The sequence below is a fragment of the Paenibacillus sp. FSL M7-1046 genome (assembly GCF_038007405.1).
Taxonomy (GTDB): domain Bacteria; phylum Bacillota; class Bacilli; order Paenibacillales; family Paenibacillaceae; genus Paenibacillus_AQ.
The window spans coordinates 2,023,434-2,039,497 of sequence record NZ_JBBOXB010000001.1 but is presented as its reverse complement, the minus strand read 5'-3'; the positions used below and the strand labels follow the sequence as shown (position 1 = coordinate 2,039,497).

General features: G+C 52.8%; 13 protein-coding genes. 5 read left to right on the top strand and 8 right to left on the bottom strand.

Features of this window, described 5'->3' with window-relative positions; translation table 11 throughout:
- Positions 1-5: 5 nt before the first annotated feature.
- The 4 genes from NYE29_RS08705 (at position 6) to NYE29_RS08690 (ending at position 4,903) form a co-directional block, all read left to right on the top strand.
- Positions 6-950 carry a sugar phosphate isomerase/epimerase family protein gene (locus NYE29_RS08705; RefSeq protein ID WP_340895432.1) on the top strand — a complete coding sequence of 315 codons (945 nt, stop codon included), beginning with the start codon at positions 6-8 and terminating at the stop codon, positions 948-950.
- A gap of 5 nt (positions 951-955) precedes the next feature.
- A complete protein-coding gene (locus NYE29_RS08700; protein ID WP_340895431.1) occupies positions 956-1,618 on the top strand; it encodes a hypothetical protein in 663 nt (220 codons plus the stop codon).
- Between the two features lie 55 nt (positions 1,619-1,673).
- Complete coding sequence (locus tag NYE29_RS08695; RefSeq protein ID WP_340895429.1) at positions 1,674-3,422, top strand: hypothetical protein; 1,749 nt, start codon at positions 1,674-1,676, stop codon at positions 3,420-3,422.
- A gap of 89 nt (positions 3,423-3,511) precedes the next feature.
- Complete coding sequence (locus tag NYE29_RS08690; RefSeq protein ID WP_340895428.1) at positions 3,512-4,903, top strand: MATE family efflux transporter; 1,392 nt, start codon at positions 3,512-3,514, stop codon at positions 4,901-4,903.
- Positions 4,904-5,009: 106 nt separating this feature from the next.
- Here NYE29_RS08690 and NYE29_RS08685 read toward each other — a convergent pair whose 3' ends face one another.
- From NYE29_RS08685 to udk, 7 genes are all read right to left on the bottom strand, one after another.
- Entirely contained in the window at positions 5,010-6,344 is a 1,335-nt protein-coding gene (locus NYE29_RS08685; RefSeq protein ID WP_038584805.1) for a 6-phospho-beta-glucosidase, read from the bottom strand.
- Between the two features lie 6 nt (positions 6,345-6,350).
- Positions 6,351-7,346: an N-acetylglucosamine kinase gene (locus tag NYE29_RS08680; RefSeq protein WP_340895426.1), complete on the bottom strand. Its 996-nt coding sequence runs from the start codon at positions 7,344-7,346 to the stop codon at positions 6,351-6,353.
- A 100-nt stretch (positions 7,347-7,446) separates the two neighbouring features.
- Positions 7,447-8,436, bottom strand: coding sequence for a LacI family DNA-binding transcriptional regulator (locus NYE29_RS08675; RefSeq protein WP_038584810.1), 990 nt, complete (start codon positions 8,434-8,436; stop codon positions 7,447-7,449).
- Positions 8,437-8,518: 82 nt separating this feature from the next.
- A complete protein-coding gene (locus tag NYE29_RS08670) occupies positions 8,519-9,907 on the bottom strand; it encodes an ABC transporter substrate-binding protein (protein ID WP_340895424.1) in 1,389 nt (462 codons plus the stop codon).
- Positions 9,908-9,962: 55 nt separating this feature from the next.
- Positions 9,963-10,841 (bottom strand): carbohydrate ABC transporter permease, encoded by an 879-nt coding sequence (locus NYE29_RS08665; protein ID WP_340895420.1) that lies wholly within the window; start codon positions 10,839-10,841, stop codon positions 9,963-9,965.
- Positions 10,838-11,695, bottom strand: coding sequence for a carbohydrate ABC transporter permease (locus NYE29_RS08660; RefSeq protein ID WP_340895418.1), 858 nt, complete (start codon positions 11,693-11,695; stop codon positions 10,838-10,840). The genes NYE29_RS08665 and NYE29_RS08660 overlap by 4 nt, the downstream gene beginning before the upstream one ends.
- Before the next feature lie 565 nt (positions 11,696-12,260).
- On the bottom strand, positions 12,261-12,902 hold the full coding sequence (gene udk / locus NYE29_RS08655) for a uridine kinase (protein WP_038584819.1): 642 nt from the start codon (positions 12,900-12,902) through the stop codon (positions 12,261-12,263).
- A gap of 192 nt (positions 12,903-13,094) precedes the next feature.
- Between udk and NYE29_RS08650 the strand changes: the two genes are divergently transcribed.
- Positions 13,095-14,186 (top strand): threonine aldolase family protein, encoded by a 1,092-nt coding sequence (locus NYE29_RS08650; RefSeq protein ID WP_340895417.1) that lies wholly within the window; start codon positions 13,095-13,097, stop codon positions 14,184-14,186.
- Between the two features lie 153 nt (positions 14,187-14,339).
- Here NYE29_RS08650 and NYE29_RS08645 read toward each other — a convergent pair whose 3' ends face one another.
- Positions 14,340-15,656: a glycosyltransferase family 2 protein gene (locus NYE29_RS08645; RefSeq protein ID WP_340895415.1), complete on the bottom strand. Its 1,317-nt coding sequence runs from the start codon at positions 15,654-15,656 to the stop codon at positions 14,340-14,342.
- Positions 15,657-16,064 lie beyond the last annotated feature (408 nt).

Below are 16,064 nucleotides of genomic sequence, written 5' to 3'. Positions count from 1 at the left end.
CTGTTGTGGAGGACAAAGGAGCATTCTCATTCTCAACTTGCTGGAATATTAAGCGCCACAATGCCGGCGGCGCGATGCTGCGGGAAATCCGCGATCTCGGTTTTCGGCGGGTGGAGCTGAACTATAATGTCACTAAAGAAATGCTGACAACGATTGAGCCGATGATCGAGCGGGGGGAGATTGGCATATCCAGTGTTCATAACACGTTCCCCCACGTTGCGGACCCCGATTATGGCACGGATTCTGTGCTGCTCGGCTTTCAGGATAAGGAGAAGAGGCAGCGGGCAGTTGAGCTGCTGGTCCGTTCAGCCGAATATGCGCAGCGCTACGGCGGTGAAGCTGTTGTTGTGCATCCCGGCGAAGTGCCTTTTTCGAATGATATCGGCAAGGAGCTGGAGCAGCTCTACAGCGGGCAGGGCAGGAATTCGGAAGCTTACCGCAGCAAATGGGCGGAGCTGCTGGAACGGCGGGAAGCATACAGCGCCGGCTATGTGCAGACGATTATCGAAAGTCTGGATATAGTATGCAACCGGGCGGTTTCCAAGGGCCTAAACATCCGTTTTGGCATTGAAACACGCTCCAAGCCGCAGCAAATTCCGACGCTCGCGGAAGCGAAAACAGTAATAAGGGCCTTAGAGGGGGCGCCTGTGGGCATATGGTATGACACCGGCCATGCCATTATGATGGATCGGCTGGGGTTGTATGACAGCGTGGGGGAAATGGAAGGGCTGATGGATGATATTGTAGGCGTTCATATCCATGAAACCATTGGACTCTCCGACCATTGGTGTCCCTATGTGAACAGCGGGAATATGGATTTCTATGACGCATATTTGCCGATGATTGAACGGGCGCAGGTCAAGGTGTACGAGCTGAAGGCGGCCTGCCGGCCGGAGGAAATCCATGAAAGCCATCGCCTGCTTGCTGCTAAGCTGGCGGGCAGAGGATAGGCCAAATGCTGAATGATGAGGATCGCAAGCTGGCTGCTCTGTATGCCCCGCGCTTATTGTTCGATCAGAACGAGCCGTTCTTCCCGGTGCGCATTGGCGTAACCGTGCTGCGCGAGGACGGGGATTCTCCTTCCTTCCGGCGCCGTCTGGCAATGAGCCGTCCTGAGGTGGAAACCGTTCTGGAATACGCCATTTATTACGATTATGATATTCAGCATCTCTATGATCTGGAGCATGTGTGGGTTTATATCGGCAAGAATGGAGAAGTGGCGGATGTCGAGGTCAGCTTTCACGGGAAATACTTGAAAGGGCTGCTGCGCGGCTCCGCCAATCTAAGCGGAACGCGGGCCGGTCTTTATGTCCAGCCTGGCAAGCATGCACTGTCCCCGATCCCCGAAGTCTTTGAGCTGCTGCCGGAATTTTCCTCCTGCACACAGGATGAGGCAGGAGCGAACGGGCTAATTTACGGCCACTTTTTCAGAGGAATCCTGACTTCGGACGAAGAGACTGACCAGCGGGTCCGGCGTTATTTGCAAACCTGGCGGTTCACGCCCTCCCTGTCTTATGAAGAATGGGAATATGCGGACCGGGAGGATCTGTTTGTATCCTGGAATGAGCTGTTTGCGGAAATTCCCGGACGAATCAGAAATGAGCTGAAACGGCTGTAGACTTGCTGTCACAGCCCAGGTATGCCGCAGAATGCTTAAATTGGAGGGAATTACAATGTATAAGCAACTGGTGGACAGTAATGACATAGCGGTGGAGGAAGGACTATCCCGGCAGGTGCTTGATCAAGAGAGCCGCTATTATGGAGGGACCCTTGATCCGGGGACAGGTGTTGCCTGGGTCAATCACACAACCGGCACGCCGACCGACATGTGTTATTGGGGGGCTGCACTGGCGAACCCCGATTCCAAGTACTACCGGGATGAACGGCTGCTGGGCCGGCTGCAGCTGGCGGCGGAATTTGTGCTGCGCGCCCAGCATGAGGACGGCTCCATCTCCCCGGGCTGGACGAATTATCATTCTCCGCCGGATACGGCCTTTGTCATCGTAGGCTACGCTCAGCTGTACCAGTTGCTGGTCCGGCAGGAGTGGGTGCCGCTTCAGCCGGTGCTGGACAATATGCGGCTGTTTCTTAAACGGACTATTCCCGTCATGCTAACTGGAGGCTGCCATACCCCGAATCACCGCTGGGTGCTGTGCGCAGCACTTGGATTTCTGCATGAGCTGTTTGGACTGGAAGAGGCCGTGCAGCGGGCGGATCAGTGGCTGGCAGAAGGGATGGATATTACCCCGGATGGAGAATGGACGGAGCGGAGCAACGGTATCTACAGTGCAGTCAGCGACATCATGCTGATTCATGCCGCCCGTTTGCTGGACCGGCCGCAGCTGCTGGAGCCGGTCCGCTTGAACCTGCGCATGATGGTCTATCTGGTCCATCCTTCAGGCGAGGTCGTTACCGATTATTCCGGGCGGCAGGATCTGGGAAGCGTTCACGATCTGTCTCCTTATTATTTGCCGTATGCGATTCTGGCCCGTTCCGACAACGATGCTGTATTCGCAGGCATGGCTGAATGGGCAGGCCGAATGCTTGCTGATCCGGGGGTCTGCTCCGTCAACGTGCTGGTGCGGATGTTGCTGGAGCCGGAGCTTCAGCAGCCGTTTGAGGCACCGGCGGCCCTTCCCGTGACATATGAGAAAATACTGAACGGGGATTTTCAGCGGCATGACTATCTGCAGAATATGGAGGCCGCCGGCCATCAGGGCCGGATCAGCCACAGCCGCCTGCATACCGATTTCGGAGCGCCTGTTGCCCGTTACAGAGACGGAAATACCAGCGTGACGCTGATTACGGAGACGCCGTCTTTTTTTGCGCTCCGTCACGGTGCTGTGCGGCTGCTGGCCGTGCAACTGGCTTCTTACTTTTATCCGGGATTTGTGCCGATGCAGGAAATGACCCGGCTGCCTGAAGGATACCTCCTGGCGGGAGAGCAGAAGAAGGGCTATTACGGCCCGGTCGCTGAAGTGCTTCTTCCACAAACATCAGGGACGCCGGTCAGCCCCTGGTATTTGCTCCCGCACCAGAGCCGTCCTCTGACGCATGAACAGACGTTTCGAGTAGAGGCAGAGGTTCAGCGTACGGACACGGGATGGACAATCCGGCTGCACAGTGAAGAACCCGGGGAGGTCATGACCCAGCTGTCCTTCATTTTTGGACAGGAAGGGAAATTCACTTCAGGAGAGCTTCAGACTGTAGAAGAGGACTGCTATCTCTGGAGCGGCGGCAGCCTTCGTTATACCTGCGGTGAGGACTGGATTGAACTAACGGGGGGCGAGTCGGGCCATCTGGCGACTTCGGTACGCGAGGCGAAACTGCAGAATAACTGCAAGGCGGTGCTGGTTAACGTTATGACCCCGTTCGATAAGACGTTCACTCTTACTCTCTCTCCTTCTATGATAAGAGGATAACAGCTGTAAGAATCGGCAGCTTCCTTGACTTCTGCACTTCATATGTTAGAATTACGAGGCCCAAATTCTAATATAAAGAAGTGAAGTTTATGCTAGAGCCTAAGGTAAAGGTGAAACAGGGCCGCCTGTTTCTCGATAAGCATTTTTCCGGAGAATCCATTGACTATCGCCAGATCATCTCACTATTTATTCCTCTTCTGGTCGATCAGGCATTTGTAGTTGGTCTGAATCTAGTGAATACGGCGATGATCAGCTCGTCCGGTGTGGCGGCGATCAGCGCTGTGAATATGATAGACTCGCTTAATATTTTTCTGATCAGTGTATTTATCGCAGTTTCAACAGGGGGGACCGTTGTGGTCGCCCAGTATAAGGGGAGCGGTAACGAGCTTATGGTCTCCAAGGCCACTGCAGGTGCGGTATCCTCCGTATCTATGATGGCCTTTTTCATCGGCCTGTTCGGGATTGTATTTCACGGTCCGCTGCTGAATGTACTGTTCGGTGCAGCTTCGCCGGAGGTTATGGACAATGCGAGAACGTACCTGATCGGGAGCAGCTTGTCCTATTTGGGCATTGCTGTTGTAGAAGCCGTATGCGGCGCACTGCGCGGAATCGGAAGGACGAGGGCGTCGCTGGTGCTTTCGCTGATTATGAACCTGGTCTATGTGCTGCTGAACTTTGTATTTATCAACGGATTGCATATGGGTGTATTCGGCATGACCGTTGCGATTAATATATCCAGATATTTGGCGGCCGTCTGCGCGCTGGTCTATCTGTTCCGGCTGGATAGCAGCCTGCATGTGAAGATCCGCGATCTGCTGGCCTTGAACTGGACGATGCTCAAAAGAATCATGTCGATCGGCCTGCCGTTTGCCGCAGAGCAGATGTTTTTTAACGGGGGTAAGATTCTGACCCAGATCTTCATTGTCAGCCTGGGCACCTATGCGATTGCTACGAATGCCATCTCATCTACCCTGGCCGGGGTCATGCAGATTCCCGCCAATGCCTTGTCTCTGACGCTCATTACGGTGGTAGGTCAATGTATGGGCAGCAGGAATGTAAAAGACGCCCGGAAATTCGTCAAATCGTTTCTCTGGTTGTCTTCGGCATCCTTTGTCCTGATGGGCTTGCTTATTTTTCCGTTTTTTCATCCGCTGGTGTCGCTGTTTCATCCACCCGCCGAGATTGTCGGGGATATCTTCCTTGTCTTTCTGATTAATTCGCTGGCGCAGATCCCGCTGTGGTCGGTCAGCTTCATTACGCCTTCGGCGCTTAGAGCGGCAGGAGACTCGAAATTCACCTCCATGGTGTCGATGCTGTCCATGTGGCTGTTCCGCGTAGTGCTGGGATATGTCCTGGGTATCGTACTTAATATGGGCATAGTCGGGGTATGGCTGGCGATGAACTGCGAGTGGGGCGTGCGGGGCTTCATCTTCCTGCGGCGTTTCCTTGGAGAGAAGTGGGTGAAGCACCGGGTCATCTAGATAGACATTGAAACCCTGCTTCCATCTTAAAAAAATGAAGAGACTGCTTCACCCGCTGCATCATACGCGGGCGGAGCAGTCTCTTCTGAGTTAGGGGAGGGGTTGCTTATTGCGCCGGAGCGGGAACCGCTGCGGAGGGGAAGAAGTTGGGCAGATACTCCTTATTCGCTTCCAGCATTTCATCAAGCATAGCGATAGCTACCTCGACCGAAGGGACCAGCGGATGGTGAGCCATCGCCTGGATAGCCAGGCTGCGGTCACCGCTTACGGCGGCATCAATTGCAAGCTGCTCGTAGGTTTTGACGGCATGGATGAGCCCTTTGGCCATCTGCGGAATTCTGGTCAGCGGCAGCGGCAGCGGTCCGGTCTTGGTCACGACACAGTTGACCTCGATACTGGCATCCTCCGGAAGAAAGTCAAGGATACCGCGGTTGGCGACATTAAGGGTCTGGATGTCATTCGTGCCGTTGTGCAGCGAACGCATCAGGTTCACCGCCGCCTCGGAATAAAAGGATCCGCCGCGCTGCTCCAGCTGCTTCGGCTTCTCCTTCAGCTCCAGATTGCTGTAGATCTCAAACAGCTCTTCTTCCACACGCTTTACCACTTCGGCGCGATTTCCGCCTTCCTTGAACGACTTCTGCTGCTCTTCAAGCATCGCATCGGTCATATAGAAATATTTCAGATAATATGAGGGCACGGCGCGCAGCGATTGCAGGAACTCGGGATTCCACTCCCGTGCGGGCACATTCTTTGCACTGTAGCCGGCGGTGTCGGCCAGCATGTCATCCAGCTTGTCTTCGCCTTCGACATCAATGCGGGTGATCCAGTGCAGATGATTCAGGCCGACAAATTCGGCATAGATCCGGTCGGGTGCGGCGTTGTATTTGGCCGATACCTCCTTGATCAGCCCGATGGGGGCATTGCAGAGGCCGATGCTCTTCACGTTCGAATATCTCAGTACGGCTTCGGTCACCATTCCTGCCGGGTTGGTGAAATTCAGCAGCCAGGCGTCAGGCGCTAGCTCTTCGATATCCCGGCAGATGTCCAGGATGACGGGGATCGTGCGCAGCGCTTTCAGCATTCCGCCGGGGCCGGTCGTTTCCTGGCCGATGACGCCGTATTTCAGCGGTATGGATTCGTCGCGTCCCCGGGCATCCAGCATGCCGACGCGGATTTGTGTGCTGACGAAGTCCGCACCTTCTATGGCTTTGCGGCGGTCGGTGGTGAGGTGGACTTCAATCGGCAGGCCGGACTTTTCAACCATGCGTTTAGCCAGACTGCCGACAATGTTCAACTTGCGTTGTCCTTGTTCAATATCCACGAGCCAGAGCTCGCGGACGGGAAGCTCCTTGTAATGCAGAATGAATCCTTCTACCAGTTCCGGTGTATACGAAGAGCCTCCGCCGATAACGGCGATTTTCAGTCCTTGCTTAGCTGTCAAGATAAATCACTCCTGTCCTGTTGTGATAGGGATAAGTTCGAAATCCTGAAACACACGCATCTTCTCATAAATATCGCTGGTAATGGTGAGGCCGTCACTTTCCAGGGCTGACCAGACAGCACCGACCACAGGCTCAGTGGATAAGGTGACTACAGCAGCAAGCGGAGCCGCTTCTTGTACAGCCTGGCTGATAGGTCCACGAATCCAGCCGCGGTCGCCCCGGGTGAGCAGGCTTCCTACTAGCACTACATCGAAGGTGTCATTCTCCATGCCCAGCTTGTGAATGACTGCTGCGGCAGCTTTGCCCAGCTCCATGCCTTGGTGTTGCAGAATCGCTTGCGCCGCATCATCTCCTTCGGCGGCCGCCGGGAACAACAGGCGGGCAGCGTCAAGTGGCACATGCTTGCCGTGATCAAGAAAGTCATTGTACATATCATCCACCCGCTCATAGCCGAGCAGCTTCAGCAGCGGCGCAGTTAGAAGGGTGGGGGATTCCCGGCCGTCCCAGGCGCGGATAACGGTGCGGAACACTTCTATATTCAGCGAGCCGCCGCCGCCGAAATCGCCGTACATGTAATCGAAGCCGCCGCATTGATAATGCTGGCCCTGCGGATTGCGTCCGGCAGCGTTGGTGCCTGTGCCGCAGATCAGAGCGACCCCGTAAGGCCTGCCCGTACCTGCCCTTAGTCCAATCATCGGGTCGCCGCTGAGTGTATAATTTGTAAATCCGATCCCGCGTATCATCGGGTGGAGGATATCATAATCCGTCTTCCGGTCGGCGCCGGCAAGCCCGAGATAAGCATGCTTGATATCGCCTAGCTGCAGCCCGGCTTCCGCCAGTGCGGCGAAGGAGGCTTCGCGAATGCTCGCAGCGGCTTCCGTAGCGCTAATCTGGTGATTGCCGTTGCCGCTCCTGCCCTTGCCAAGCACATTGCCGTGCTCATCGCAGAGCAGGGCATAGGTTTTGCTTCCTCCCCCATCGATCCCCAAGTAGTAAGTCAATGGTCGTCACTCCTAAAGTTTTGTGAGCATCACTTCTCTGAATCTCTTCGTACAAAACTGGCTTCGAAAGCCCGCAGGCGGAATGATTGCAGGTGCGGTTCTACCTGGAAGAGGTGGAGTCACGTACAATCAGCTCCGGATCAATCCGGATGTTAGCACCGCGTTTCATATTTCCGTTGATGCGTCTGAGCAGCATATCGGCGGCGGCAAGCCCGATCTTATCCGCCGGCTGGCGCAAAGTTGTCAGATGCGGGCGCAGCTGTGAGGCGATATAGTGGTCGTCATATCCGACGATGGCCACCTCTTCCGGCACAGAGATGCCGGCCTCCATCAGCGCGTTGATCAATCCCAACGCGATATTGTCATCCCCGGCGAATACAGCCGTGGGCAGCTTGCCCGCCTGCAGCCAGCGTTTGCCGGTGTCATAGCCCATGCCGATATCGAAATCGCCATGGACAATCTCAAACGGCTCCAGCCCTTTCTCCTGCAGGGCCTGCAGGAAGCCGCCGCGCCGCTCCCGTGTGCTGCGGAACATCTCATTGCCGCAGAGGTGGGCGATGGACGTATGGCCAAGCTCAAGCAGATGGCTGCCCGCCGCATAGCCGCCCTTGAAGTTATCAATGGTGATGGAATAGGCGTCATTCCCCTCCTGCTGATTATCAATCAGCACATAGGGGATTCCCCGCCGTTTCAATTCCACGATATAATTGTCTTCTTGCATCGGGGAGAGCAGAATCAGGCCATCTACCCGGTCCTCCTGAATCAGATAGTGGTTCTCATTGAAGTCGATGCCTGTCGAGATGGAGATGGCCAGGTAGTAGCCGTGCAGGGCAAGCACGTCATTCAGCTCCTTGACCACGGCATCGAAGAAGGAATCCTGCAGTGTCGTTACGATAAGGCCGATAATCCCGGTCTTGCCGCTGGCAAGGCTGCGCGCAGCCGCATTGGGCCGATAATCCAGCTCCTTGATTGCATCCAGCACCTTCTGGCGGTTATTCTCCCGCACCGTCCCGGCGCCATTCAGCACCCGGGAGACGGTGACAACGGACAATCCCGATTTTTTGGCTACATCAAAAATACTTACTTTCATCGCTAGCGCTCCTTGCGGCGGATTTTCCGAAGCTATATTCTATCTCCAGTATACAAGGCTTACGGAATATCCGCTAAACGTCTTATCTCTTAATAATTTCGGTAACTTTCTTCTGAATGACCGGCATCACCTCTTCAAGGGTTTTGTGTCCGGTCTCGACAGGCTGCAGCTCATTGATGAACATATCATTGATCTGCGAATATTTAGTGATGAGGTGGTTGTAGGATTCATAGCCATATTTAACAGCGCCTTCGTATACCTTCTTCACATCCTCGGGATCAATGCCGTCAAAATGTTTGTAGTAGGCTTCTGCTGCTTCGGTGTTCACAGGCGGGTTGCCGCCGCTCAGCTCAATCGATTTCTCCTGAACTTCAGTCGTCAGCAGGAATTTAATCCATTCAAAAGCCTCCTTCGGATGTTTGGAGTCCTTCAGAATCATCAGCGGGTCGACGAACAGGGTGCTGCGCACCTTGTCATTGCCGCCCCATGGCACTGCGGCCACGCCGATGTTGAACGGGAAATCATTGGCTCCCGCAAGGTTCCACGAGCCGCCGATCGACATGCCGATTTTGCCTGCAACGAATGGATCGCCGTTCTGGCCGGCTACGCTTTTGCTCCACTCGGAGTTCGGTGAGACTTTATCCTTGAAGATCAGATCGAACAGCTTTTGGTATGCGGCAATAACCTCCGGAGAATCGAAATGAGTTTCGGAAGGAACGCCGCCATTGGTCCAGGTGTCCTCGGAGTAAGGCTCCGCCCCAAAATACAGCGGGCGCATATCCCGCTCGGCCCAGGTAAAGTCGACACCGTATTGTGTTTTAGCGATATCGTCGGAGACGAGCGTCATTTTTTTTGCTTCCTCGACCATCTTTTCAAATGTCCAGCTCTTATCTTCATAGTCGCTTGGCGGATAGGACAGCTTCGCAGCATCGAACATATCTTTGTTATAGAGCATCAGGGTGACATACATATTGACCGGGATGCCGTAGGTACGGTTGTTTACGGTGTAGATCTTCATCAGGTTATCCGGTATGTGGTAATCTCCGGCTTTGAAGCCTTCCTCCGCGATCAGGTCGGTCAGATCAAGCAGCATGTCTTTGTTGTAATATTCCGCGAACCCGCCGTAGCCGTAGTGGCTGGTGACATCGGGAGATTTGCCTCCGGCAATCAGTGTCTGGAGCTTGCTGTCAAACTGCTCATACGGCGCTTTCTCTACCTTGACCTTGATGTTCGGGTGCTCCTTCTCGAAATCGGGAATCAGCTTCTCGATAAAGGTGCGGTCTTCCGAATCAATCGTGTAATGGGTAATGGTCACTTGCTTCTCTGAACCGCCGGAGTCTCCGGTGTTTTTGTTTCCCGGGGCCACATTGCCTGCCGACTTGCCTCCTCCGCAGCCTGACAGCATCACCATCAAGGCCATGGACGCTGCAAGCAGCAGGGCGAATGACTTCCTTGTACTGTTCCTTTTCATGAGCGAATCCCTCCATCATTTCAAGTATATTTGGCCGCCAAGAGTACAGCGGAGATTACTTGATGCCTGTCAGTACTATGCCTTCCACGAACTGCTTCTGGGCCACCGCGAACAGGGTGACGATTGGAACCATAGCCAGCACGGAAGCGACCATTAGCAGATGCCAAGGCGGGATGCGGAACCGCGACGAGGTGAGCGAGGCCATGCCGACCGGCAGTGTGAATTTGTCCGAGGAGCTTAAGTAGAGCACCGGTGTGAGCAGATCGTTCCAGCTGTAAATAAAAGCGAAGATGGCGACGGTCGCCAGTGCCGGTGCGGACAGCGGCAGCGCAATGGTACGCCACATCTTCAGTTCGCCGCAGCCGTCGATCCGTCCGGCGTCGAACAGCTCCTCGGGCAGCGTAGAGAAGAATTGCCGCAAGAGGAAGATGTTGTAGGCGGAACCGAAGAATGCAGGCACGACCAGCGGCAGGAAGGTGTCGATCCAGTTCATTTTGGAGAAGAGCACGAACTGCGGGATCATGATCGCCGGATAAGGCAGCATCATCGTGCTCAGCAGCAGGGCGAACCAGAGCTGGTTGCCCCGGCCTCTGTATCTGGCGAAGCCGTAGGCCACCAGTGCCGAGGAGAGCAGGGTGCCAATGACGGTGAGTCCGGCGATGATCAGGCTGTTCTTATACAGTGTGCCGAACTGCAGCGTATCAAAAATCTCCGTGTAATTGCTCCAGGCCCAGCTCTCCGGGAGAAAGGTCGGCGGAAATTTCAGCATTTCCCGCTTCGATTTCAGGGAAGTCGAGACCATGAAGAAGAGCGGAAGCAGCATAAGGAAGGTTGTAATCAGCAAGGTAATGAAGCTGGCGATCTTTACGGGATCCGCTTTCCGCCGGGAACGGGAAGTTGGCACCCGGGGGCTGGTGGCCTTGACGGTACTCATCGGCGTTCCCCTCCTTCGTAATGAACATAACGGTTGGACAGCTTCATAATGATGGCTGTGAACACCAGTACAACGATCAGCAGCACCCAAGCCAGAGCTGACGAGTACCCTGCCCGGTATTCCTTAAAGGCGGTGTTGTACAGATTGTAAACATAGAACCAGGTGGAATAATTGGGACCGCCCTGCGTCATGACGAACGCTTGGGTAAAGACCTGGAAGGAGTCGATCAGGCCCATAATCAGCTGGAAAAGCAGCACGGGAGAGATCATCGGCAGCGTAATATTCTTGAAAATTCTAAAGCGGCCCGCACCGTCCAGTCTGGCGGCTTCAATTAGGCTGGACGGCACGCCCTGCAGCCCTGCAAGGAAGAGAATCATACCGGATCCGGCTGTCCAGAAGGACATGATGATCAGGGCATATAGTGCGGTGTCCGGACTCATCAGCCAGGCCGGGCCGTGAATGCCAAACCAGGAGAGCATGTAGTTGAAGAGGCCAATCTGTGGATTGAAGATCCAGTACCAGAGTAGAGACATCGCGACGCCTGACACCATGCTGGGAAAATACATCGCTGTCCGGAAGAAGCCCCGCAGGGGAATCGTCTGGTGCAGCAGCAGCGCAAAGCCGAGAGCCAGCAGCATCTGTACCGGAACACTGATAAAGGTGTATCTAAGCGTGACCGTTACCGACTTCCAGAACAGATCATTGTGAAACATTTCAGTGTAGTTGGCCAGGCCGATAAATCTGGGAGGGTGAATAATGTCGTAATCGGTGAAGCTGTAGTAAAGCGATGACATGATGGGGTACAGCGCGAAGACCAGGAAACCGATAAGCCAGGGCGAAATAAACAGATACATGTAGAACGTCCGACGCCTGCTCTCACTCTTAATCACGGACACACCAACCTTTCGATCTTAAAAGTATAAGCGCTTTAACTTTTGTCGTAAATAAATGTCGTAAAAAGGCAATATTACTGTATTTATTATTTATAAAGTTTAATCGCTTTAACTTTTAAATCCACCTGATGACATTATCATAGTGGATGAACCGGAAATAATCAACCCTTATTTTATTGAATAAAGCGCTACCAGTCAAATAAAATAACATTTGGTATAGTTTTTTATATTTTGTTGCTGAAAAAACATGAGAATTTCATACGGATGTAAGGTTATATAACTCAACAGTGTGAATTGGGCTGGGTTTGTTTGATGCCGATTTGCTTTCCTGACTAGAATCCACTGCCAAAGTGGAGCTTTTATTCCATGGATTACTGATATTACTTCAAAAAAACAGGTACCCTCCTTATAAAAAGGACGGTACCTGTTACGTATCATTTCAAAATATAAGACTATAAATTATCCTTCTATTTCTCGCCGAAACGGATACCGTCCTGTAGAGGACGGCGAAGCCGTTTCCACTTGTTTACCGCGTGTTTCCGTTCCACTGCTCATCGCCTGAAAGATATTTCTCGGTCAATACGGACAACAACTCGATACCAACCTGATTCTGTCCGCCTTCAGGGATGATGAGGTCGGCGTATTTCTTGGAAGGCTCGATAAACGCCTCATGCATTGGCTTTACCGTCGTCAGATATTGCGTGTGGATGGAACGGATGGTCCGGCCGCGTTCTTCAATATCCCGCAGCACCCGGCGGAGAATACGCACATCCGGGTCTGTATCTACAAATACCTTGATGTTCAGCTGTTCCCGCAGCTTCTCATCGGAAAGCACATGCAGCCCTTCGAGAATAACAATGTTGTTGGGCGCAAGCTCAACCGTCTTGTCAGTGGAGCGGGCATGAACTGTGAAGTCATACACTGGAGCGTACGCAGCTTGTCCGGCCTTCAGACAATCCAGATGCTCAATCAACAGTTCCGTATCGAAGGCCAGCGGATGATCGTAATTGATTGCTCCGCGCTCAGCCATGCTGAGGTAAGAATGGTCTTTATAGTAGTTATCCTGAGATATGAACGTCACTTTGTCTGTTCCCAGACGGTCAATGACGGAGCGAGCTACTGTCGTTTTGCCGGAACCGGTCCCGCCGGCGATACCAATAATAAGCATGGTGTTTTAATAAACCTCCCTAAGCGATTGCCTTTGCAATTTCAATATTGTAGCACAGCGGTCAATTTATTTCATCTCGGTACGGGGAATAAAACGTGAACATTCAAAAAATTCAGGAGTTTTGGCCTGAAATGATATAATTTAAGGTATTCGATGCAGATGTAGGTATAGATGAAGGGAGAATTTACCGGGATGAGTGAGACAAAATCACTGCTTGAAGCCTTTAACGCCACGGCTATGAAGTTGGCCGGACACGGGAAACGCGACATTGAAGTGTTGAAAGAGGCCTTTGCCGGAGTGGATGGACAGACGGACAGCGATATTTACGGAGGGGGCAGGCTGATCGAGAATTTTCAGGCTGAAATGGCGGAAGTTCTCGGGAAGGAGACGGCGGTCTTTTTCCCCAGCGGAACCATGGCCCAGCAAATTGCTCTTAGAATCTGGTGCGACCGTAAGGGGATGAAGACGGTTGCGTATCATCCTTTATGCCATCTGGAGATTCATGAGCAGGACGGGCTTAAAGAGCTGCATCATATCGAGCCGCTGCTTCTTGCGGATAAGGACAACTTAATTACACTGGATGATGTGAAGAACATCGGAAGAGATATTGCTTGTCTGCTGCTGGAGCTGCCGCAGCGCGAAATCGGCGGCCAGCTGCCGGAGTATGCTGAGCTTGAAGCCATCTCCGCCTATTGCCGCGGGCAGGGCATTATCCTGCATCTCGATGGCGCGAGATTGTTTGAGGTGCTGCCGTATTACGGAAAGACGGCAGCTGAAGTCTGCAGTCTGTTTGACAGCGTATATATCTCCTTCTATAAAGGGATTGGCGGCATCGCCGGTGCCATTCTCGCGGGCAGCAGGGAGTTTACAGAGGAATCGAAGATCTGGAAACGGCGGCATGGCGGCGACTTGGTCAGCCTCTACCCGTACATTGTCCCGGCCCGCTATTATTACCGGCAGAGAGCCGGTAAGATGGGACAATACTATGAGGAGGCCAAGGAGCTTGCTGCTTTGTTGGGCGGCTGCCATAAGGTGTCCACGCTTCCGCAGCAGCCGGTCTCGAACATGTTCCATGTCCATTTTGCCATGGCCAAGGAGCAGCTTGAACCGATACTGGTTACAGTGTATGAGCAAACCGGAGTGGGGCTGACGTCTTCGCTGAGGGAAACAGGGGAAACCTCCTGCTTTTTTGAGATGCATATCGGTGACCGCTATGGCATTATCCCCAAAACAGAGCTTGGCGCAGCGGTTAAGCTGCTGGATCAGCTAATAAAGCAAGTGTGACAAAGTTCAAATGGCATCCTCCCGATGAAGGAGGGTGCTGTTTTTTGTCTTGCAATTGTTTGCTTTTGTCATTCTATAAAGGGTACTGGTTACACGGAAAAAAGACACCCCGCGAGGTGTCTGGTTACTACATTAGTATGGGTGCAGTCGAAGTTACCGGTTGAGCAGCGAGCGAACGAAGGATACCCGCAGCAGCTGTTTTTTCATCAGCTTGGTGCGGAACTGGCGTTTCAGCTGGCTGTAAGCTTTGGGAGAATGGCTGCTGGCCCAGCTGTACATGAACTTGAAGTCGGTATGACTTTTGGCCGAATTCATCAGGTAATAAGAGATCGTGTCATACACATTGTGATTGAACCATTCGTTCATTTCCTGCTTGTTGTAGCCGTAGCGTTCAATCGCCATATTGCGGATAAGCCGCTTCTCCTCCAGGTTCTCGATCAGGAACGACTGGCTGAGATGAAAGGTGATGTTATTGCCATGAATCCGGTACACCCCGGCCAAACAATCAATGAACCCGGCATCGCCGATCAGCAGGGCACGCAGGTAAATTGAGGCATCGTTGACCATGTTCATGTTCAGAATGTCCATGCTCATCAGCGCTTCGCGTTTGAAGACTGTGGTTAGTGTAGAGGCAGGCTTGGGATAACCCTTCTGCTCGAAATTCATGAAATAATCCTTTTTGCCGGTAATGCTGGCCAGCTGCAGGCTGGAGATCGTGAGCTTCCGGCTTTTGGAGTATTCCAGAAATACGTTTGCGGCCACAAATGATACCTCAGGATGCGTCAGGTGAAAATTCACAGCTCTGCTTAAATAACTGGAATCAATCAGATAGTCGTCATCATCGAGGAACAGAATATATTCACCGTCTCCATGAGCGGCAAAAGCCTTGCGCCGGTTATTCCCCGGCCCGCTGTTGGTTTCATTCTGCATGAAGATGACACGCGGGTCACCGCCAAAATTCGTGTGCATCATCTCGTCCGTGCCATCGCTGGAACAGTCGTCAATGACGGTAATTTCTTTATGGGGATAATCCTGCCGCAGAATGCTCTGAATCGCCTGATGCAGGAAGTCTTTTCTATTATAAGTAGTGATAATGACGCTGACCTTCGGATAAACAGCCGGATCGGCGGATTCAGGCAGCAGGTTCTCTGATTCCCCGGTTCCGCTGCTGAGTCTGGCAAGCTGCGTAAGCAGTCCCTCAATCGTATTCAATTCAATATGAAATTGGCGCAATAAATAGTACTCCAGCGCATCCTCAGCCGCTCTCCCCGCCAAATAAGCCTCGATCACTCCGGTCAAGGTTGCCAGATATTCCTGGATCGCGGGTGTGCTTTCCTTGCTGGTAATCTCCCGCCCCCGGCGTACAATGGCTTCGCGTGACAGCTCTTCGGCGGAGAAATGCTGAATATCGTCATGGAGCTGATGGAGTAATCGGTAGCCGGCCTGTTGCAATTCCTCGCTGTGATCCATATTCAGCCCTCCTCAAAGTTTTGTTAGCATCTGCTTCATTGATGTACTTCGTGCAAAACTTGCTATGGAAGCATATGCTTATGTTTTGTCATAAATATCGAACCGGAAGATAATCCTGCAGCGCCGCCGTCTGTATAAGTGTATTTAGTGCAACTATAGGGTGCTTACACAGGGACTTTTGAGTAATAACTGCATTTTGTACAGTTAAAACTAGCGATGCAGTTCGTTTTACCCGAAGTCAGTCTATTTGAGTGTACGGAATACAACTACTTCTCTTTTCGCCCCAAAATACCCGATTTTAGTTGTATAAAGTGCAATTAAAGCGTGGCATTCAGTAAATTAGCGCTCATCTTACGCAACTCCCGCATCCTGCGCGCCCCCACACATCACACATCTCATACATTCCAC